Annotated in this window: 14 protein-coding genes and 1 pseudogene; 13 read left to right on the top strand and 2 right to left on the bottom strand. The window is 66.9% G+C overall.

Annotation, left to right across the window (positions count from 1 at the left end; translation table 11 throughout):
* Positions 1 to 196 precede the first annotated feature (196 nt).
* From dxr to H7J93_RS11670, 7 genes are all read left to right on the top strand, one after another.
* Positions 197 to 1,399, top strand: a complete 1,203-nt coding sequence (gene dxr / locus H7J93_RS11700; RefSeq protein WP_267306976.1) for a 1-deoxy-D-xylulose-5-phosphate reductoisomerase — start codon at positions 197 to 199, stop codon at positions 1,397 to 1,399.
* Positions 1,396 to 2,610, top strand: coding sequence for a M50 family metallopeptidase (locus H7J93_RS11695; RefSeq protein WP_267306449.1), 1,215 nt, complete (start codon positions 1,396 to 1,398; stop codon positions 2,608 to 2,610). Before dxr ends, H7J93_RS11695 begins: the two co-directional genes overlap by 4 nt.
* Positions 2,611 to 2,620: 10 nt before the next feature.
* Positions 2,621 to 3,784, top strand: a complete 1,164-nt coding sequence (gene ispG / locus H7J93_RS11690) for a flavodoxin-dependent (E)-4-hydroxy-3-methylbut-2-enyl-diphosphate synthase (protein WP_267306448.1) — start codon at positions 2,621 to 2,623, stop codon at positions 3,782 to 3,784.
* Positions 3,785 to 3,871: 87 nt separating this feature from the next.
* Entirely contained in the window at positions 3,872 to 4,726 is an 855-nt protein-coding gene (locus H7J93_RS11685) for a GNAT family N-acetyltransferase (protein ID WP_267306447.1), read from the top strand.
* 27 nt (positions 4,727 to 4,753) lie between these two features.
* A complete protein-coding gene (locus H7J93_RS11680) occupies positions 4,754 to 5,413 on the top strand; it encodes a GNAT family N-acetyltransferase (RefSeq protein WP_267306446.1) in 660 nt (219 codons plus the stop codon).
* 135 nt (positions 5,414 to 5,548) lie between these two features.
* Positions 5,549 to 7,363, top strand: a complete 1,815-nt coding sequence (locus H7J93_RS11675; RefSeq protein ID WP_267306445.1) for a penicillin-binding transpeptidase domain-containing protein — start codon at positions 5,549 to 5,551, stop codon at positions 7,361 to 7,363.
* Between the two features lie 48 nt (positions 7,364 to 7,411).
* Positions 7,412 to 7,993, top strand: a complete 582-nt coding sequence (locus H7J93_RS11670; protein ID WP_267306444.1) for a DUF1707 SHOCT-like domain-containing protein — start codon at positions 7,412 to 7,414, stop codon at positions 7,991 to 7,993.
* Here H7J93_RS11670 and H7J93_RS11665 read toward each other — a convergent pair.
* The gene (locus H7J93_RS11665) at positions 7,986 to 9,170 is read right to left on the bottom strand and encodes a sulfotransferase family protein (RefSeq protein WP_267306975.1); all 1,185 of its coding nucleotides are present in this window, start codon (positions 9,168 to 9,170) and stop codon (positions 7,986 to 7,988) included. The genes H7J93_RS11670 and H7J93_RS11665 overlap by 8 nt on opposite strands.
* On the bottom strand, positions 9,164 to 10,258 hold the full coding sequence (locus tag H7J93_RS11660; RefSeq protein ID WP_267306443.1) for a DUF1214 domain-containing protein: 1,095 nt from the start codon (positions 10,256 to 10,258) through the stop codon (positions 9,164 to 9,166). The genes H7J93_RS11665 and H7J93_RS11660 overlap by 7 nt, the downstream gene beginning before the upstream one ends.
* Positions 10,259 to 10,277: 19 nt before the next feature.
* Between H7J93_RS11660 and H7J93_RS11655 the strand changes: the two genes are divergently transcribed.
* From H7J93_RS11655 to H7J93_RS11630, 6 genes and pseudogenes are all read left to right on the top strand, one after another.
* Positions 10,278 to 10,880, top strand: a complete 603-nt coding sequence (locus tag H7J93_RS11655; RefSeq protein ID WP_267306442.1) for a TetR family transcriptional regulator — start codon at positions 10,278 to 10,280, stop codon at positions 10,878 to 10,880.
* A gap of 30 nt (positions 10,881 to 10,910) precedes the next feature.
* Positions 10,911 to 11,768 carry a type I methionyl aminopeptidase gene (gene map, locus H7J93_RS11650; RefSeq protein WP_267306441.1) on the top strand — a complete coding sequence of 286 codons (858 nt, stop codon included), beginning with the start codon at positions 10,911 to 10,913 and terminating at the stop codon, positions 11,766 to 11,768.
* Between the two features lie 79 nt (positions 11,769 to 11,847).
* Positions 11,848 to 13,362 (top strand): cobyric acid synthase, encoded by a 1,515-nt coding sequence (locus tag H7J93_RS11645; RefSeq protein WP_267306440.1) that lies wholly within the window; start codon positions 11,848 to 11,850, stop codon positions 13,360 to 13,362.
* Entirely contained in the window at positions 13,359 to 14,021 is a 663-nt protein-coding gene (locus tag H7J93_RS11640; RefSeq protein ID WP_267306439.1) for a hypothetical protein, read from the top strand. Before H7J93_RS11645 ends, H7J93_RS11640 begins: the two co-directional genes overlap by 4 nt.
* Positions 14,022 to 14,081: 60 nt before the next feature.
* Positions 14,082 to 14,645 (top strand): alpha/beta fold hydrolase, encoded by a 564-nt coding sequence (locus H7J93_RS11635; protein WP_267306438.1) that lies wholly within the window; start codon positions 14,082 to 14,084, stop codon positions 14,643 to 14,645.
* A gap of 257 nt (positions 14,646 to 14,902) precedes the next feature.
* Positions 14,903 to 15,982: pseudogene (locus H7J93_RS11630) on the top strand (IS110 family transposase); the annotation flags it as partial.
* Positions 15,983 to 15,989 lie beyond the last annotated feature (7 nt).

Below are 15,989 nucleotides of genomic sequence, written 5' to 3'. Positions count from 1 at the left end.
CCCTTGTCTGTCGATGGCGCGGGCCGCCATCCTGCGGTTGACGACGGGGATTCGACGTGACCTCGGACACGGATGGGCGACGGACGACTCGGTCACATTTGCGTCACATTTGCGGCTGCGGCTCAGGACGACCCGAGCGGATGGGGCCGCTTCGGTCGGGGAGCGTCACAATAGATCGGTGAGTAGGTCCGGCGGGCTGGAACGAAGTGGCGCGGGGAATGACCGAGTGCGGGTGCTGATTCTCGGCAGCACGGGCTCCATCGGCACCCAGGCGCTGGAGGTCATCGCCGCCAACCAGGACCGGTTCGAGGTGGTCGGGCTGGCCGCCGGCGGTGGCAACCCTGAGCTGCTCGCCAAGCAGCGCGCCGAAACCGGTGTGACGAATGTCGCCGTCGCCGACACCGCAGCCGCCGCACAGGTCGGTGACGTCACCTTCGCGGGCCCTGACGCGGTCACCCGCCTGGTCGAGAACGCCTACGAGACGACCGGCGTCGACGTCGTGCTGAACGCGCTGGTCGGCGCCCTCGGCCTCGAACCCACGCTGGCGGCCTTGGCCGGCGGTGCCCGGCTCGCGCTGGCCAACAAGGAATCGCTGGTCGCGGGCGGTCCGCTGGTACTCAAAGCCGCCGAACCCGGCCAGATCGTCCCCGTCGACTCCGAACACTCGGCCATGGCGCAGTGCCTGCGCGGCGGTACGCCCGACGAGGTCGCGAAGATCGTGCTCACCGCGTCGGGCGGTCCGTTCCTCGGCTGGTCGGCCGACGATCTCGACTCCGTCACCCCCGAACAGGCGGGTAAGCATCCGACCTGGTCGATGGGGCCGATGAACACGCTGAACTCAGCGACGCTGGTCAACAAGGGACTCGAGCTCATCGAGACCCACCTGCTGTTCGGCGTCGACTACGACCGCATCGAGGTGGTGGTCCACCCCCAGTCGATCGTGCACTCGATGGTGACGTTCACCGACGGCTCGACCCTGGCTCAGGCCAGCCCGCCCGATATGAAGCTGCCGATCGCCTTGGCGCTGGGCTGGCCCGCCCGCGTGACCGGCGCGGCCCTGGCCTGCGACTTCTCACAGGCCTCGACCTGGGAGTTCCTGCCGCTGGACGCCGAGGTGTTCCCAGCCGTCGACCTCGCCCGGCACGCCGGTGCGCGCGGCGGGTGCCTCACCGCGGTGTACAACGCAGCGAACGAAGAGGCCGCGGCGGCCTTCCTCGATGGGACCATCCGATTTCCGGCCATTGTGCGAACAATCGCCGAGGTGCTGCGCGCTGCTGACCAGTGGGCCGCCGAACCCGCTACCGTGGAAGACGTACTCGACGCCCAGCGCTGGGCCCGCGAGCGGGCAAAGCGCGAAGTCGAGCGGGAGATTTCAAGAAAAGGACTGCTCACCTCATGATGTTCGTGCTCGGCATCATCGCGTTCGCGTTGTGCATCCTCGTGTCGGTTGCACTGCACGAATGCGGCCACATGTGGGTGGCGCGCGCCACCGGGATGAAGGTGCGCCGCTACTTCGTGGGCTTCGGCCCCACCCTGTGGTCGACCCGCCGACCCAACAAGCTGGGGGAGACCGAGTACGGAGTCAAAGCCGTCCCGCTCGGCGGCTTCTGCGATATCGCCGGCATGACCTCGATCGACGAGATCGCACCCGAAGACCGCCGCTACGCGATGTACCTGCAGAAGACATGGAAACGCGTCGCCGTGCTGGCTGCGGGCCCCGCGATGAACTTCATCGTCGGACTGGTCCTGATCTACGCCATCGCCGTGATCTGGGGGCTGCCCAACCTGCACCCACCCACGCAGGCGATCGTCGGTGAAACTGGTTGTGTCGCATCGCAGATCGCGAAGGACAAGGTGGCCGACTGCACCGGTCCCGGCCCTGCGGCCGAGGCCGGTATCCGCGCGGGCGACGTGATCGTCAAGGTTGGCGACAAGCCCGTCGCCACCTTCGACGAAGCGCGCACCGCCCTGCAGGCCGCATCGGGTCCGACCACCATCGGCTACGAGCGTGACGGCCAGCCGAACAGCACGGTCGTCGACGTCACCCAGACGCAGCGGTTCGTCGGCGACGGCGACCAGCCGACAACCGTCGGGGCCATCGGTATCGCCGCGGCAGACTTCGGGCCGACGCAGTACAACCCGTTGTCGGCGGTCCCCGCCACGTTCGCGTTCACCGGTGATCTATCCGTTGAGCTGGCGAAATCGCTGGCCAAGATCCCGACCAAGGTCGGCGCGCTGGTGCACTCCATCGGCGGCGGGGAACGCGATCCCGAGACGCCGATCAGCGTGGTCGGCGCCAGCATCATCGGTGGTGACACCGTCGATGCCGGGCTGTGGGTGGCGTTCTGGTTCTTCCTGGCCCAGCTGAACTTCGTGCTCGGGGCGATCAACCTGCTGCCGCTGCTGCCGTTCGACGGCGGGCACATCGCGATCGCCGTGTTCGAGAAGATCCGCAATACGATTCGGTCGGCGCGCGGCAGGGTGGCTGCGGCCCCCGTCAACTACCTCAAGCTGATGCCCGCCACGTACGTAATCTTGTTCGTGGTGGTCGGCTACATGCTGCTGACCGTCACCGCTGACCTGGTCAACCCGATCAGGTTGTTCCAGTAGGAGAAGACTCTTGACCTCTATTGGTCTGGGGATTCCGGCGCCGCCGGCGCCGACCCTGGCTCCACGCCGCAAGACGCGCCAGCTGATGGTGCGCGACGTCGGCGTGGGCAGCGACTACCCGATCGCGGTGCAGTCGATGTGCACCACCAAGACGCACGACATCAACGCGACACTGCAGCAGATCGCCGAGCTGACCGCGTCGGGCTGCGACATCGTCCGCGTCGCGTGCCCGCGTCAGGAGGACGCCGACGCGCTGCCCGCGATCGCGAAGAAGTCGAAGATCCCCGTCATCGCAGACATCCACTTCCAGCCCAAGTACATCTTCGCGGCGATCGACGCCGGCTGCGCCGCCGTCCGCGTCAACCCCGGCAACATCAAGGAGTTCGACGGCCGGGTCAAGGAGGTCGCGAAAGCGGCTGGGGCAGCGGGCATTCCGATCAGGATCGGGGTCAACGCCGGCTCGCTGGACAAGCGCTTCATGGAGAAGTACGGCAAGGCGACGCCGGAGGCGCTGGTCGAGTCCGCGCTGTGGGAGGCCTCGCTGTTCGAGGAACACGGCTTCGGCGACATCAAGATCAGCGTCAAGCACAACGACCCCGTCGTCATGGTCGCCGCCTACGAGCTGTTGGCCTCCAAGACCGATTACCCGCTGCACCTCGGCGTCACCGAAGCCGGGCCGGCGTTTCAGGGCACCATCAAGTCGGCTGTCGCCTTCGGTGCGCTGCTGTCCAAGGGCATCGGCGACACCATCCGCGTCTCGCTGTCCGCGCCGCCCGCCGAAGAGGTCAAAGTCGGCAACCAGATCCTCGAGTCGTTGAACCTGCGGCCGCGGGGCCTGGAGATCGTGTCGTGCCCGTCGTGCGGCCGGGCGCAGGTCGACGTCTACACCCTGGCCAACGAAGTGACCGCAGGCCTGGAAGGCATGGAAGTTCCGCTGCGCGTTGCGGTCATGGGCTGTGTCGTGAACGGACCGGGTGAGGCGCGGGAGGCCGACCTCGGTGTCGCGTCGGGGAACGGCAAGGGCCAGATCTTCGTGAAGGGCGAGGTCATCAAGACGGTGCCCGAGGCACAGATCGTCGAGACACTGATCGAGGAGGCGTTGAGGCTTGCCGAAGAAATGGGTACTTCGCCCGGATCAGACGCCAGCGGTTCGCCTGTCGTGACCGTAAGCTGATGGTGACTCTGTGAGCATGGAGCTGCCTCGGCGGCGACATCGAACAGGGGTCACCGCACCTGCCGGGATCGGTTAGAAAGAGTCTCCATGTCGGCTCCTCCGCTGTTTCGCCGCATCGATGAGCGACGGGTCTCTGTGGTCCGCGAAGCGCGGGAGGTATATCGCGTCCTCGACGAGGATCCGGTGGGCAGCTGCATGGTCGCGTCGCGAGTACTCGAGCATGGAATCGAGCCTGCGGCGATCGGCGGCGAGCTCTGGACCCGTCAGCGACCGACCGAATCCCTCTGTTACGCAGGGCCGAATCTGATTCCGCTGCGCGGCGGAGCCGACGCCATGTATGCGTTCGCCGACAAGGCGATGAGCACGCCGCGGCGGTGCTCGTCGTTGGTCGGCCGCGCCGAGATGGTGCTGCCGATGTGGCAGCGGCTCGAGCCCGCCTGGGGCGCGGCGCGCGACGTCCGCGAACACCAACCGTTGATGGCGTTGAGCACGCCGCCCGTCTGTCCGACTGATCCGGCGGTGCGCCAGGTGCGCGCCGACGAGCTCGACGCCTACCTGGTCGCGGCCATCGACATGTTCATCGGCGAGGTCGGCATCGACCCGCGGATCGGCGACGGCGGCCGCGGGTACCGGCGCCGCGTCGCGGGGTTGATCGCCGCGGGTCGGGCGTGGGCGCGCTTCGAACGCGGCGAGGTGATCTTCAAGGCCGAGGTGGGATCGCAGTCCCCGTCGGTCGGTCAGATCCAGGGCGTGTGGGTGCATCCCGACTGGCGGGGTCGCGGAATCGGTACCGCGGGCACAGCGACGCTGGCGGCGGCGGTGGTACGTGGCGGACGCACCGCGAGCCTGTACGTCAACAGTTTCAACACCGTCGCCCGTGCCACCTACGACCGCATCGGCTTCACTCAAGTCGGCACGTTCGCGACCGTTCTGCTCGACTGATTTGCAAGTGCCTTTAAGGTCGTGGTCATGACCTTCGAGGATCCAAGAGTTGCGCGTCGGGAGATCGCCGACGCTCTGGTGCGTGCGCTCGAGCGGCGCCACGAACTCCTCGACGTCGTCGTCGAGTCCGAGGACTACGACGCCGCAATCGAGGCCATCGCAAGTCATCTCGGCACGTCGGCGACCGCCGCCGAAGCCGCGTTGCGCCTGTCGTTCGACCGGCTCACCAAGGTGGGTCGGCGCAGGATCGCAGCCGAACTCGAGGATCTGAACAACCAGCTGAGCTTCACCATGGGTGAGCCCGCGAGCTCGGTGGACAGCATGGTGCTGCGCCCGTTCTCGCCGGACACCGACCGCGACATCTTCGCTGCGCGCACCGCGGACATGCGGGAAGCCGGCGACGGGTCGCGCGCACCGGCCGGGGATCTCGAAGACGAGATCCGCGCCGGCCTCGCGAAGGTCCACGCCGAAGAGGCAGCGTGGCTGGTCGCGGTCCACGGTTCACAAAAGGTCGGCATGGCGTTCGGCGATCTGATCTCCGGCGAGGTCAACGTGCGGATCTGGATCCACCCCGACCATCGCAAGCAGGGCTACGGCACTGCGGTGCTTCGCAAGTCGCGTACGGAGATGGCCGCGTACTTCCCGGCCGTGCCGCTGGTGGTGCGCGCACCCGCCGCTGGGGCATAGGGCCCCGGGTCTGCCTGTCTTGCCCGCATCGCTAACCACGATTTGCAGGGCTGCTCTCGAACTTTGTCTGCAATTCGTGGATACCGTTGCGCGCCTCCGCGATATTGGGGTCTCGAATTCGTAACATCTGCCTCAATGGCAACTTCAGTATCACGTGTATCGGCGCTGTTGATGGTCGCGGCGGTCGGAGTGACCCTCGGGGCGCTCACCGCCTGTACCCCCAAGCCCAACGGACCTGAACCGACGGCAAAGCAGTTCCTCGCCGCCCTGGTCAAAGGTGATACCGCGGCCGCCGCAGAGCTCAGCGACCGGCCGACGGACACACGCCAGGCGCTGAACAACGCATGGGCGGGGCTGCAGGCAACCCACCTCGACGCCCAGATCCTCAGCTCGAAATACGCCGAGGACACCGGCAGCGTCACCTACCGCTACACCTGGCACCTGCCCAAGGACCGCACCTGGACCTACGACGGGCAGCTCAACATGGTCCGCAACGAGGGCCGCTGGGAAGTGCGCTGGAGCGCGACGGGCGTACACCCCAAGCTCGGTGAGAACCAGACGCTGGCGCTGCGCGCGGATCCGCCCCGGCGAGCCTCGGTGAACGAACGCAGCGGCACCGATGTGCTGGTGCCCGGCTATCTGTACAGCTTCTCGCTCGACGCCAAGGCCGCGGGCGAGTCGCTGATGACAACGTCGCGCGCCGTCGTCGACGCGCTGCGACCGTTCGACAACACCCTGGACCCGCAGCGACTCGCCGAGCAGGCCAGCTCGTCGAAGGAGCCGATGTACCTGATCACGCTCCGCCAATCCGATCACGACCGGGTCGCAGGCGCCATCGGGAAAATGCCGGGCGTGGTGATCACGCCGCAGGCCGAATTGCTGCCCACCGACGAGACTTTCGCACCGGCCATCATCAACGAGGTCAAGAAGGCGGTCGTCGACGATCTCGACGGCGAGCCCGGCTGGCGCGTCGTCAGCGTCAACCAGAACGGCGTCGACGTCGACGTGCTCAACGAGGTGCCCGCCCAACCCGCGCCGTCGATCACGATCAGCCTGGACCGGGCTGTGCAGAACGCCGCCCAGAACGCCGTCAACATCACCGGCAAGCAGGCGATGATCGTCGCGATCAAGCCGTCCACCGGCGAGATCCTCGCTGTCGCACAGAACGCCGCAGCCGACGCGCAGGGTCCGCTGGCCACGACGGGCCTCTACCCGCCAGGGTCGACGTTCAAGATGGTCACAGCCGGTGCCGCGATCGAACGTGACATGGCCACCCCCAACACGCTGCTGCCCTGCCCAGGCACCATGGACATCGGCCACCGCACGGTGCCCAACTACGGCGGCTTCGACCTCGGCACCGTGCCGTTGTCGCGGGCCTTCGCCAGTTCGTGCAACACCACGTTCGCCGAGCTGGCCAGCCGAATGCCACCGCGCGGGCTGACGCAGGCGGCCGCCAAGTACGGCATCGGCACGGACTACAAGATCGAGGGCCTGACCACGGTGACGGGTTCGGTGCCGCCGACGGTGGACCTCGCCGAACGCACCGAAGACGGATTCGGGCAGGGCAAGGTGGTGGTCAGCCCGTTCGGGATGGCGCTGGCTTCGGCGACCGTCGCAGCGGGGAAAACGCCTGTGCCACAACTGATCGAAGGCCGGCCGACGGAAATCGCGGGCGACCAGACGCCGATCAGCCCCAAGATCCTCGATGGCCTGCGACCGATGATGCGCTTGGTGGTCACCAACGGCACCGCCAAGGATCTCCAAGGCGTCGGCGACGTACGCGGTAAGACCGGTGAGGCCGAGTTCGCCGGCGGCTCGCATTCGTGGTTCGCCGGTTACCGCGGTGACATGGCGTTCGCCGCGTTGATCGTCGGCGGCGGATCCTCCGAATACGCGGTGCGGATGCTCAAGACCATGTTCGACTCGTTGCCCGACAACTACCTGGCCTGACCCGGTGCGGCAGTGCGCCGTTCGATCGGACGGTACCGTTGAACCGTTATGACCGGGCTTGATGACCAGGCAGGGATGCGCGTTTCCGATGCCGATCGCAACGGAACGCTACGCAGGCTGCACAACGCCGTTGCCCTCGGTCTGATCGACATCGACGAGTTCGAGGAGCGGTCGGCGCTGGTGTCGCGTGCGCGGCTGCATTCCGACCTCGACACCCTCGTGGGCGACCTGCCCGGACCCGGGGCGATCGTCACCACGGCCACCGACCGGGTGGAACTGCGCGGCGTGCTGGGCTCGCTCAAGCGGCAGGGGGAGTGGATCGTGCCGACGCGGCTGGCGCTGCACCGGCGGATGGGATCGGTCGACCTGGATCTGACCAAGGCGCGCTTCGCGGGCTCGATCGTCGTTGTCGAACTCGACCTGAAGTTCGGCGGGCTGGACATGCGTCTGCCCGACGGCGCCAGCGCATCGATCGACGACGTGGAGGTCGTCGTCGGCAGCGCCCACGATCACCGCAAAGATGCCCCCGCGGAGGGTTCCCCGCACGTGATCCTGACCGGCAAGGTGGTCTGCGGCTCCGTCGACATCCGCGGCCCGCGCAAGGGTTTGCGCTTCGGCCGGATCACTTGAGCGGTTCGTCGGGCACGGCGAATCGCTGCTGATACTCGCGCACCCGCTCACGCACCTCGCCCGCGTCCAGACCGGTGTCGGCCCACGTATACCGGCTGCCGCCACCGTCGCCGGGATGCGCCGCCAGGAACTCGCGCATGTTGGTCTCGGCGACGGGCGTCAGCTCACGTCCGAGTTCGGCGTACAGCGCGCGGATGGTGGCGAACGGATCGCGGATGAAATCGGCGAACTGCACGTCGATGATCTGCTGACCGGCCAGCGCCTCCGAATCACGCAGCCGCATACCGCGCTCGAGCCCCACCACGATCTCCTCGCACGACTGGCCGGCGCAGTCGGTGATCGAGCTGTCGTTGGACGCCAGTCGGCGAAGATGATGCGTCAGGGCACTGATCGACGAGATGACGTTCAGCGGGTCGCGGTGGGTCTGCACGATGACCGCATCGGGATACTCGGCGACCAGTGCGTCGAGCTGCCACAGATGCGCCGGCGACTTCAACAGCCAGGAACACGCCCCGCCCGGCACTCCGGACTGCAAGTGCTGCAGGAACTTTCGGTGATAGCTGTAAGCCGGGTGATGGTCCGCCTTGTACAACAGCCACTTGTAATAGGTCGGCAGCCGATACTGAACGGAGAAGATCATGCTGCAGAACTCTCCTGCGGTGATCCGCACGCACTCCTGGCCCACCAGCGCTCCCATCGGATGAAACGCGAGCAGGCCGGGAACGATCTGCTCGGACATCTCGATGCTCGCCTGGGTTTCGGCGATGCGCGGGTCGGTGACGTAGGTCTCCGGCCGCGGCAGCGGATGAGGATGGTCCACCTCCCAGGTCAGCGGAGGCCGAAAGCCCGGGTCCTGGGCGAGGAGGTCGAACAGGATCGTGGTGCCGGTGCGGGGCTGCCCGACGATGAAGACCGGCCTGCTGATCGGCTGCGCGGCGACATCGGGATTCTCCTTGCGCCACTTCATGATCTGCAGCCGGCTGACCATCGGGTTGACCAGGTCCATCACGGCGATCTCGACGCCCAGCTCGTTCAGGCGGGCCTCGGAAACCAGCCCGTCACAGAGCAGCCCCAACCCTTCGCGCCAGCTGTCGTCGCCGCCGAAGTCGTCACTGCCCGCCTGTTCGCACGCCTGTTCGATGAGCCGGTCGGGCTGGAAACGATCGGCGCTCATGATGCGCTCCCACCGCGCCGCACGCTGGTCTTCACCTCGGGTGGTTCGGGGTTGTCGAGCCATCGCAGGACGATGAAGCCCCGCCGCCGGCCCCCGGTGTCCAGCCAGTGCCCGTGTCCGAAGTCGTTTGCGCCGATGGCGATCCGTGCGACACCGTCGTCGTCGGGAACCAACCCCTTGTTGGTGACGGAGCTGTGGCGATGTCTCGGCTCGAGGCACTCGTGCCAGATGCTTTCCAGCGTGACGTTCCAGTACCGGGTGTCGGGCGGACGGAATTCGAGCACCAGCGACTCATCGGGTTCGAGCGCGAAACTGCCGATCATGTACAGGTTGTCGGGCGTGGTGTCGGCGCTGCCGAGGTCGGCGGCCTCCGCGGTCAACAGGACGTTGGGCTGGGTCAGCATCTCCGGCTTGATGGTGCGGTGCATGGTCGCGAGCTTGACGATGGACCATCCCATCGCGGAGAACTGTTCTGCTGCATCGGCATCGGTGATCGCGCGCAGCGGTTCCGGGTCAACGGGCTCGATGTGCAGGGTCGCCGGGTGTTCGGTGGCCGGATCGCCGATGTACTCACGCACGACGATCGACGAGGCGTCCTCGGGGATCGGGATCCACTGCGCCGCGCCGAGGACGGCGGGCGGCGGTTCTGCGGCGGAGAACACCAACGCGAATGACTCGGAATCCAGCAGCAGGTCGGTGTCGCTGACGTAGCCGGCCATGCGGCGCGGTGTCAGACCGGTGCCCGCGAGAACCTGCAGTCCGAGGTATGCGGTGCTGCCCCGCGTTCCGGTCACCCGATAGGCGCGATCGCCACGGATCATCGCCAGCAGGTATCGGCCGTCGGGATTGGGGCCGCCGATCATCCGGGTGTCTGAGCACATATCGAAGAACAGTGGACGTTCGGTGTCGGCCTGAACGGACAGCTCAGCGCAAAGTCCGGTCACCTTGGCCACTACCTGAAGGCCCTCGATCAGCTCTCGCTCGTCGATGGCGTCCTCGATGACCGTCTTGGTGAGGTCGGCCAGTACTTGCTGGACGAAATGCCAGGATTCCAGAGTTTTCGGCGCGGCTTCATTGCCATCGGTATCCATAGTGAGACATAGTCTCATCATGGACGTCGTCTCACCAGAGAATTCGCGGGAAAGTTTGACCGTCCGCCGGCAGCGGGCCACCCGCGTGCGGATCGCGACGGCGGCGGCGGAACTGGTCGCCGAGGTCGGCCTGGCGGCGACGACGGTCGAACAGATCGCGCAGACGGCCGAGGTCGGTCGCGCGACGTTCTTCCGGTACTTCAGCTCCAAGGAAGATGCCGTCGCCGAAGGGATGACGAACCGGTGGCTGGCCACGATCACCGCGGCCGTCGCACGCCAGCCTGCTGAGCTGTCGGCCCACGGGGCGGTGGTGGCGGCATTCGGCGATCTCGGCGAGGGGTTCGACGCGGTCAGTGAGCAGGTTCGTGAGCTGGCGATCCTGACCCGGTCCTCGCCCGCGTTGAGTGCGTGGACGCTGCAGAGCTACCTCCGCTACGAGGCGGCGATCGCCGAACTGGTGGCGCCGAGGCTCGGCGATCTGACGGCCGACGATCCGCGTCCGCGCCTGATCGGAGCGATGGCCATGGCGTCGGTGCGGATCGCTCTCGACGACTGGCTGGTGCACGGCGGGTCGCTGCCCGCCCGCGTGCGGTCGGCGGTGTCGTCGCTACACGTCGAGTAGCCACTGGCCGCGGCCGTCTATCCTGGCGTCATGCCTGTTCGTACCGCCCTTCGCCCGGGCGTGGTGTCCCCGACGCTGCCGGTGCCCAACTCGATTCCCCGGCCCGAGTACGCCTGGAAGCCGACGGCCAAAGAGGGCAGCGAGCCGTGGGTGCAGACCCCCGAGGTGATCGAGAAGATGCGCGTGGCGGGCCGGATCGCGGCGGGTGCGCTGGCCGAGGCGGGTAAGGCCGTCGCGCCGGGCGTCACCACGGACGAGCTGGACCGTATCGCCCACGACTACATGATCGACCACGGTGCGTACCCGTCGACGCTGGGCTACAAGGGCTATCCGAAGTCGTGCTGCACGTCGCTGAACGAGATCATCTGCCACGGCATCCCCGACTCGACGGTGATCGAGGACGGCGACATCGTCAACGTCGACGTGACCGCTTACATCGACGGCGTGCACGGTGACACCAACGCCACCTTCCTGGCTGGCAACGTGTCCGAGGAGCACCGGCTGCTCGTCGAGCGCACCCATGAGGCCACCATGCGTGCGATCAAGGCCGTCAAACCCGGCCGCGCGCTCTCGGTGGTCGGCCGTGTCATCGAGTCCTATGCAAACCGGTTCGGCTACAACGTCGTTCGTGATTTCACCGGTCACGGCATCGGGACCACCTTCCACAACGGGTTGGTGGTGCTGCACTACGACCAGCCCGCCGTGCAGACGGTGCTCGAGCCCGGCATGACGTTCACGATCGAGCCGATGATCAACCTCGGCTCGCTGGATTACGAGATCTGGGACGACGACTGGACGGTCGCCACGAAGGACAAGAAGTGGACCGCGCAGTTCGAGCACACGCTGGTGGTCACCGACGACGGCGCCGAAATCCTGACCCAGCTGTGAGACTTCCCTCGCGAGCAGACGCAAAGAGCCCCGACACGCCGGGCCGTACGGACAGTTTGCGTCTGCTCGCGGGAGAAACGTGACCGGGGGAGCGCTGCTGGTCGCCGGCACCACGTCTGACGCCGGCAAGTCCATGGTCGTCGCGGGACTGTGTCGGCTGCTGGCGCGCAAGGGGATTCGCGTCGCGCCGTTCAAGGCGCAGAACATGTCGAACAACTCGGCGGTCACGGTCGAAGGCGGTGAGATCGGCCGTGCGCAGGCGATGCAGGCCAGGGCAGCGGGGCTGGCGCCGAGCGTTCGCTTCAATCCCGTGCTCCTCAAGCCGGGCAGCGACCGCACCTCACAACTCGTCGTGCGCGGACGCGTGACCGACACCGTCGGCGCCCGCGACTACTTCACCCATCGCGAGCGTCTCGCCGCCGTCGTCGCCGACGAATTGCGCGCGCTGCGAGAAGAATTCGACGCGGTGATCGTCGAGGGCGCGGGTTCGCCCGCCGAGATCAATCTGCGGGCAACCGATATCGCCAACATGGGGCTGGCCCGCGCCGCGAATCTTCCCGTCATCGTCGTCGGCGACATCGACCGCGGCGGGTTGCTGGCGCATCTGTACGGGACGGTCGCGGTGCTCGAACCGGAGGACCAGCGGCTCGTCTGCGGCTTCGTGGTCAACAAGTTCCGCGGCGACCCCGCACTGCTGGAACCGGGCTTGACGCAGCTGTTCGAGCTGACCGGCAGGCCCACCTACGGCGTGATCCCGTACTGCGACGGGCTGTGGCTCGACACCGAGGATTCGCTGTCGGTGCTCGCGCACCGCGTCGTCGGCGACCCGCAGACCCCGCGCGGTCATCAGTGGCTGCGGGTGGCGGTGGTCCGGTTACCGCGCATCTCCAATTCGACGGACGTCGAGGCCTTGGCCTGTGAGCCCGGCGTACTGGTGCGCTGGGTCAGTGATCCCGCCGATCTGGCCGACGCCGATGTCATCGTGTTGCCGGGCAGCAAGTCGACCGTGACGGACCTGGCCTGGCTGCGGGAGCACGGGTTGGCCGACGCGATCGTGGCCCACGCGCACGCCGGCAAGGCGGTGCTGGGGGTCTGCGGGGGATTCCAGATGCTCTGCCGGCGCATCGATGACACGGTGGAATCGCGCGCCGGCCGCGTCGACGGACTCGCGGTGCTCGACGCCGACATCGAGTTCGACGCCGACAAGGTGTTGCATCATCACGGAAGTCATCGGGATGCCCCGCTGCACGGCTACGAAATTCATCACGGCCGGGTAAGCCGATCGACCGAAGACGACTGGTTCGAATCCGGCATGCCGGTGGGAATTCGTCGCGGAGCCGTCTACGGCACCCACTGGCACGGTCTGCTCGACAATGACGACGTGCGGCGGCGATGGCTCACCGCCGCTGCGGCCGCGGCCGGGCGCACCGGATTCGTCGTCGCCGACGACATCGACGTCCGCGCGCGCCGCGACGCCCAACTGGACGTGATGGCCGACCTCATCACGAGCCACGTCGACGTCGACGCCGTGATGGCCCTCCTGGAGCGCGGCGCCCCGGACCTGCCAACGATCGCCACTAAGCTGACCCCATGACCTGGCGCAAGGTGTTCGTCCTCGTCGCCACGGCACTCATGACGGCAAGTTGTGCCCAGCCGATCGCAGGCACCGCCACCTGGCCCGGCGCGCGGCTGGAAAAGATGTTGCTGACCCCCGGGGACTTCCCCGAGGGCGTGCAGTACGAACGCATCGAACGCGCACCCGGCCAGGCCGACGGCGCCGGCGCACCACCCGCGATGCTGTCTCGGCCCGAAGGCTGCTCGGACGGGCTGACCCGGGCGATCGCCGACTCGGCCGAACGCGGTCCCGGTAGCGCAGGGGAGTATCTCGTCGCATTCGACGGCGCGCGGATGGTCATCACGGTGTTGACCTGGCGGCTGGACCTCCAAAAGTTAGCCGCCGTCGCCGACCGGTGCGCGCGGTATGAGACGTTCTTCGATCCGTCGGCACCCGGCATTCCGATGACCACCACCAGAGTGCAGACACCGAGGCCCGACGCGCTGGTGTACGAGCAGACGATGCGACTGAACAATGCAACGGAATCTGTCTACTTCTCGTTCGAGAACGTCGGCGACGCGGCGGTTTTCGGGATCGCGTTTCCGACGCCCAATCCGTCGATTCCCGTCAAAGGTTCGCTGCCGCAGACGTTTCTGGATGTGATGGCCAAGCAGGCCGAGCGCGCCCAGTCGAGCTGAGCCGTCCGCTGGGGGCGAAAAACCGCCCGCTGCATGATGGCCGGCGGTAGCGTGGCCCGAATGCCGCCCACCACGGTCACCGTCGACGGCATTGGTATCCCCGTCGATGTCGCAGGCCCCGACAAGGGATCCTTTGTCGTGGTGCTCGGCGCCGCAAACAGTCCGCCCGCCGCATACGACGCGGTGTGTCAGCGGCTGCACACCGCGTCATTGCGGACCATCGTCATCGCACCGGATCCACGGCTGACGGCGAAATCCGTGATCGGCATCCTCGATGCGCTCGATGTGAAGTGGGCGCTGCTGGTGGGTGACCGCCTCGGCGGCGAACTGGCGTGGGAGCTTGCTGCCACCCGGCTGGATCGGTTCATCGGTCTGGTGGTCATCGACCGCGGCCACCCGCGCGTCGCGGACCAGGCCGGGGTGGTACGCGACAACGACTGCCCGCCGGTGGAAATGAACACCACCGCGCTCGTCAGCACCGCAGCGGCGCGCGCCGTCGCCAAAGCCAGCCAGCGCTACGTATACGGCGACTACCGGATGGTCGAGTTGCTGGGGCGGCGAAACGCCCAGGAGTCGACGGCGCAGCTGGCCGCCGAGATCGTGATGCGCACCAGCACCTGGTAGCGCTGATATAGATCGAGTTGGTCCTTCTCAAATGCCTCCGGAGGTGTCAGGAAGGGATCTGTAACTGATTCCTGTTTGGGGTCCGTGTGTTGTGGCACGTGGACCTCTCCTGACACGCTCCGCGCGCTGATATAGATCGAGTTGGTCCTTCTCAAATGCCTCCGGAGGTGTCAGGAAGGGATCTGTAACTGATTCCTGTTTGGGGTCCGTGTGTTGTGGCACGTGGACCTCTCCTGACACGCTCCGGAGGTGTTGTTGTGTCTGTGCAGATTGCTCCAGTCACGTCTTCCACGATCGTCGTTGCCGTTGATGTCGGCAAGAGCTCGGCATTGTTGTCGGTGACCGATGCGCGTCACCATCGGTTGTTTGGTCCGTCGGAGTTTGCGATGAACCGATCTGGTCTGACCGCGGTCGCGACTGCGGCGATGGCCTCGATGCCGCCGTTGGGGCGGGTAAAGGTCGGTGTGGAGGCGGCCGGTCATTATCACCGTCCTGTGCTCGACCATCAGTGGCCGTCAGGGTGGGAAGTGTTGGAGCTCAATCCTGCTCATGTCGCCGAGCAGCGCCGAGTGCAGGGTCGACGACGGATCAAGACCGACGTGATCGACCTTGAGGCAATCACCGAACTCGTGCTAGCCGGACACGGCAGTCCGGTGACCGATCGCGACGTCGTGATCGGCGAATTGAGTGCCTGGGCCGCCCATCGAAGTCGGCGGGTAGCCACGCGTACCGCGACGAAGAACCAGCTGCTCGGCCAGCTCGACCGAGCGTTTCCTGGACTGACCCTGGCGCTGCCTGACGTGCTGGGTACCAAGATCGGCCGGCTGGTGGCCGCCGAGTTCGCCGACCCGTCCCGGTTGGTCGCACTCGGCGTCAACCGATTGATCCGCTTCGCCGCAACCCGCAATCTGGCGCTGCGCCGTCCGGTCGCCGAGCGTCTGGTGGCCGCGGCACGCGACGCGCTACCCACCCGAGACGCGGTGATCGCCCGCCGGATACTAGCTGCTGACCTGGCGCTGTTGACCGATCTGAGCGCCCAGATCGAGGCAGCCGAGGCCGCATTGGCGGCGCTGCTGCCACGAAGTCCGTACGCCACGTTGATTTCGGTGCCGGGCTGGGGTGTGGTGAGAGTCTCCAATTACGCCGCTGCCCTTGGCGATCCGAATCGGTTTCCAGGTCCGCGGCAGATCTACCGCGCTTCGGGGNTGTCCCCGATGCAGTACGAATCGGCGCACAAACGCCGCGATGGGGCCATCAGCCGAGAAGGCAGCGTGGCGCTGCGCCGCGCATTGATCGACCTCGGCATGGGCCTGTGGCTGAATGAAACTGCGGCCAAGACCTAGG

This window comes from Mycobacterium barrassiae, assembly GCF_025822765.1.
Lineage (GTDB): Bacteria > Actinomycetota > Actinomycetes > Mycobacteriales > Mycobacteriaceae > Mycobacterium > Mycobacterium barrassiae.
This window is presented reverse-complemented; position numbering and strand designations above follow the sequence as displayed.

Excerpts from the sequence above, each read along its gene's own strand:
- H7J93_RS11695 (WP_267306449.1), top strand. The coding sequence starts at position 1,396 with ATGATGTTCGTGCTCGGCATCATCGCGTTCGCGTTGTGCATCCTCGTG.
- H7J93_RS11685 (WP_267306447.1), top strand. The coding sequence starts at position 3,872 with ATGTCGGCTCCTCCGCTGTTTCGCCGCATCGATGAGCGACGGGTCTCT.
- H7J93_RS11680 (WP_267306446.1), top strand. The coding sequence starts at position 4,754 with ATGACCTTCGAGGATCCAAGAGTTGCGCGTCGGGAGATCGCCGACGCT.
- H7J93_RS11675 (WP_267306445.1), top strand. The coding sequence starts at position 5,549 with ATGGCAACTTCAGTATCACGTGTATCGGCGCTGTTGATGGTCGCGGCG.
- H7J93_RS11670 (WP_267306444.1), top strand. The coding sequence starts at position 7,412 with ATGACCGGGCTTGATGACCAGGCAGGGATGCGCGTTTCCGATGCCGAT.
- H7J93_RS11660 (WP_267306443.1), bottom strand. The coding sequence starts at position 10,258 with ATGGATACCGATGGCAATGAAGCCGCGCCGAAAACTCTGGAATCCTGG.
- H7J93_RS11655 (WP_267306442.1), top strand. The coding sequence starts at position 10,278 with ATGGACGTCGTCTCACCAGAGAATTCGCGGGAAAGTTTGACCGTCCGC.
- map (WP_267306441.1), top strand. The coding sequence starts at position 10,911 with ATGCCTGTTCGTACCGCCCTTCGCCCGGGCGTGGTGTCCCCGACGCTG.
- H7J93_RS11640 (WP_267306439.1), top strand. The coding sequence starts at position 13,359 with ATGACCTGGCGCAAGGTGTTCGTCCTCGTCGCCACGGCACTCATGACG.
- H7J93_RS11635 (WP_267306438.1), top strand. The coding sequence starts at position 14,082 with ATGCCGCCCACCACGGTCACCGTCGACGGCATTGGTATCCCCGTCGAT.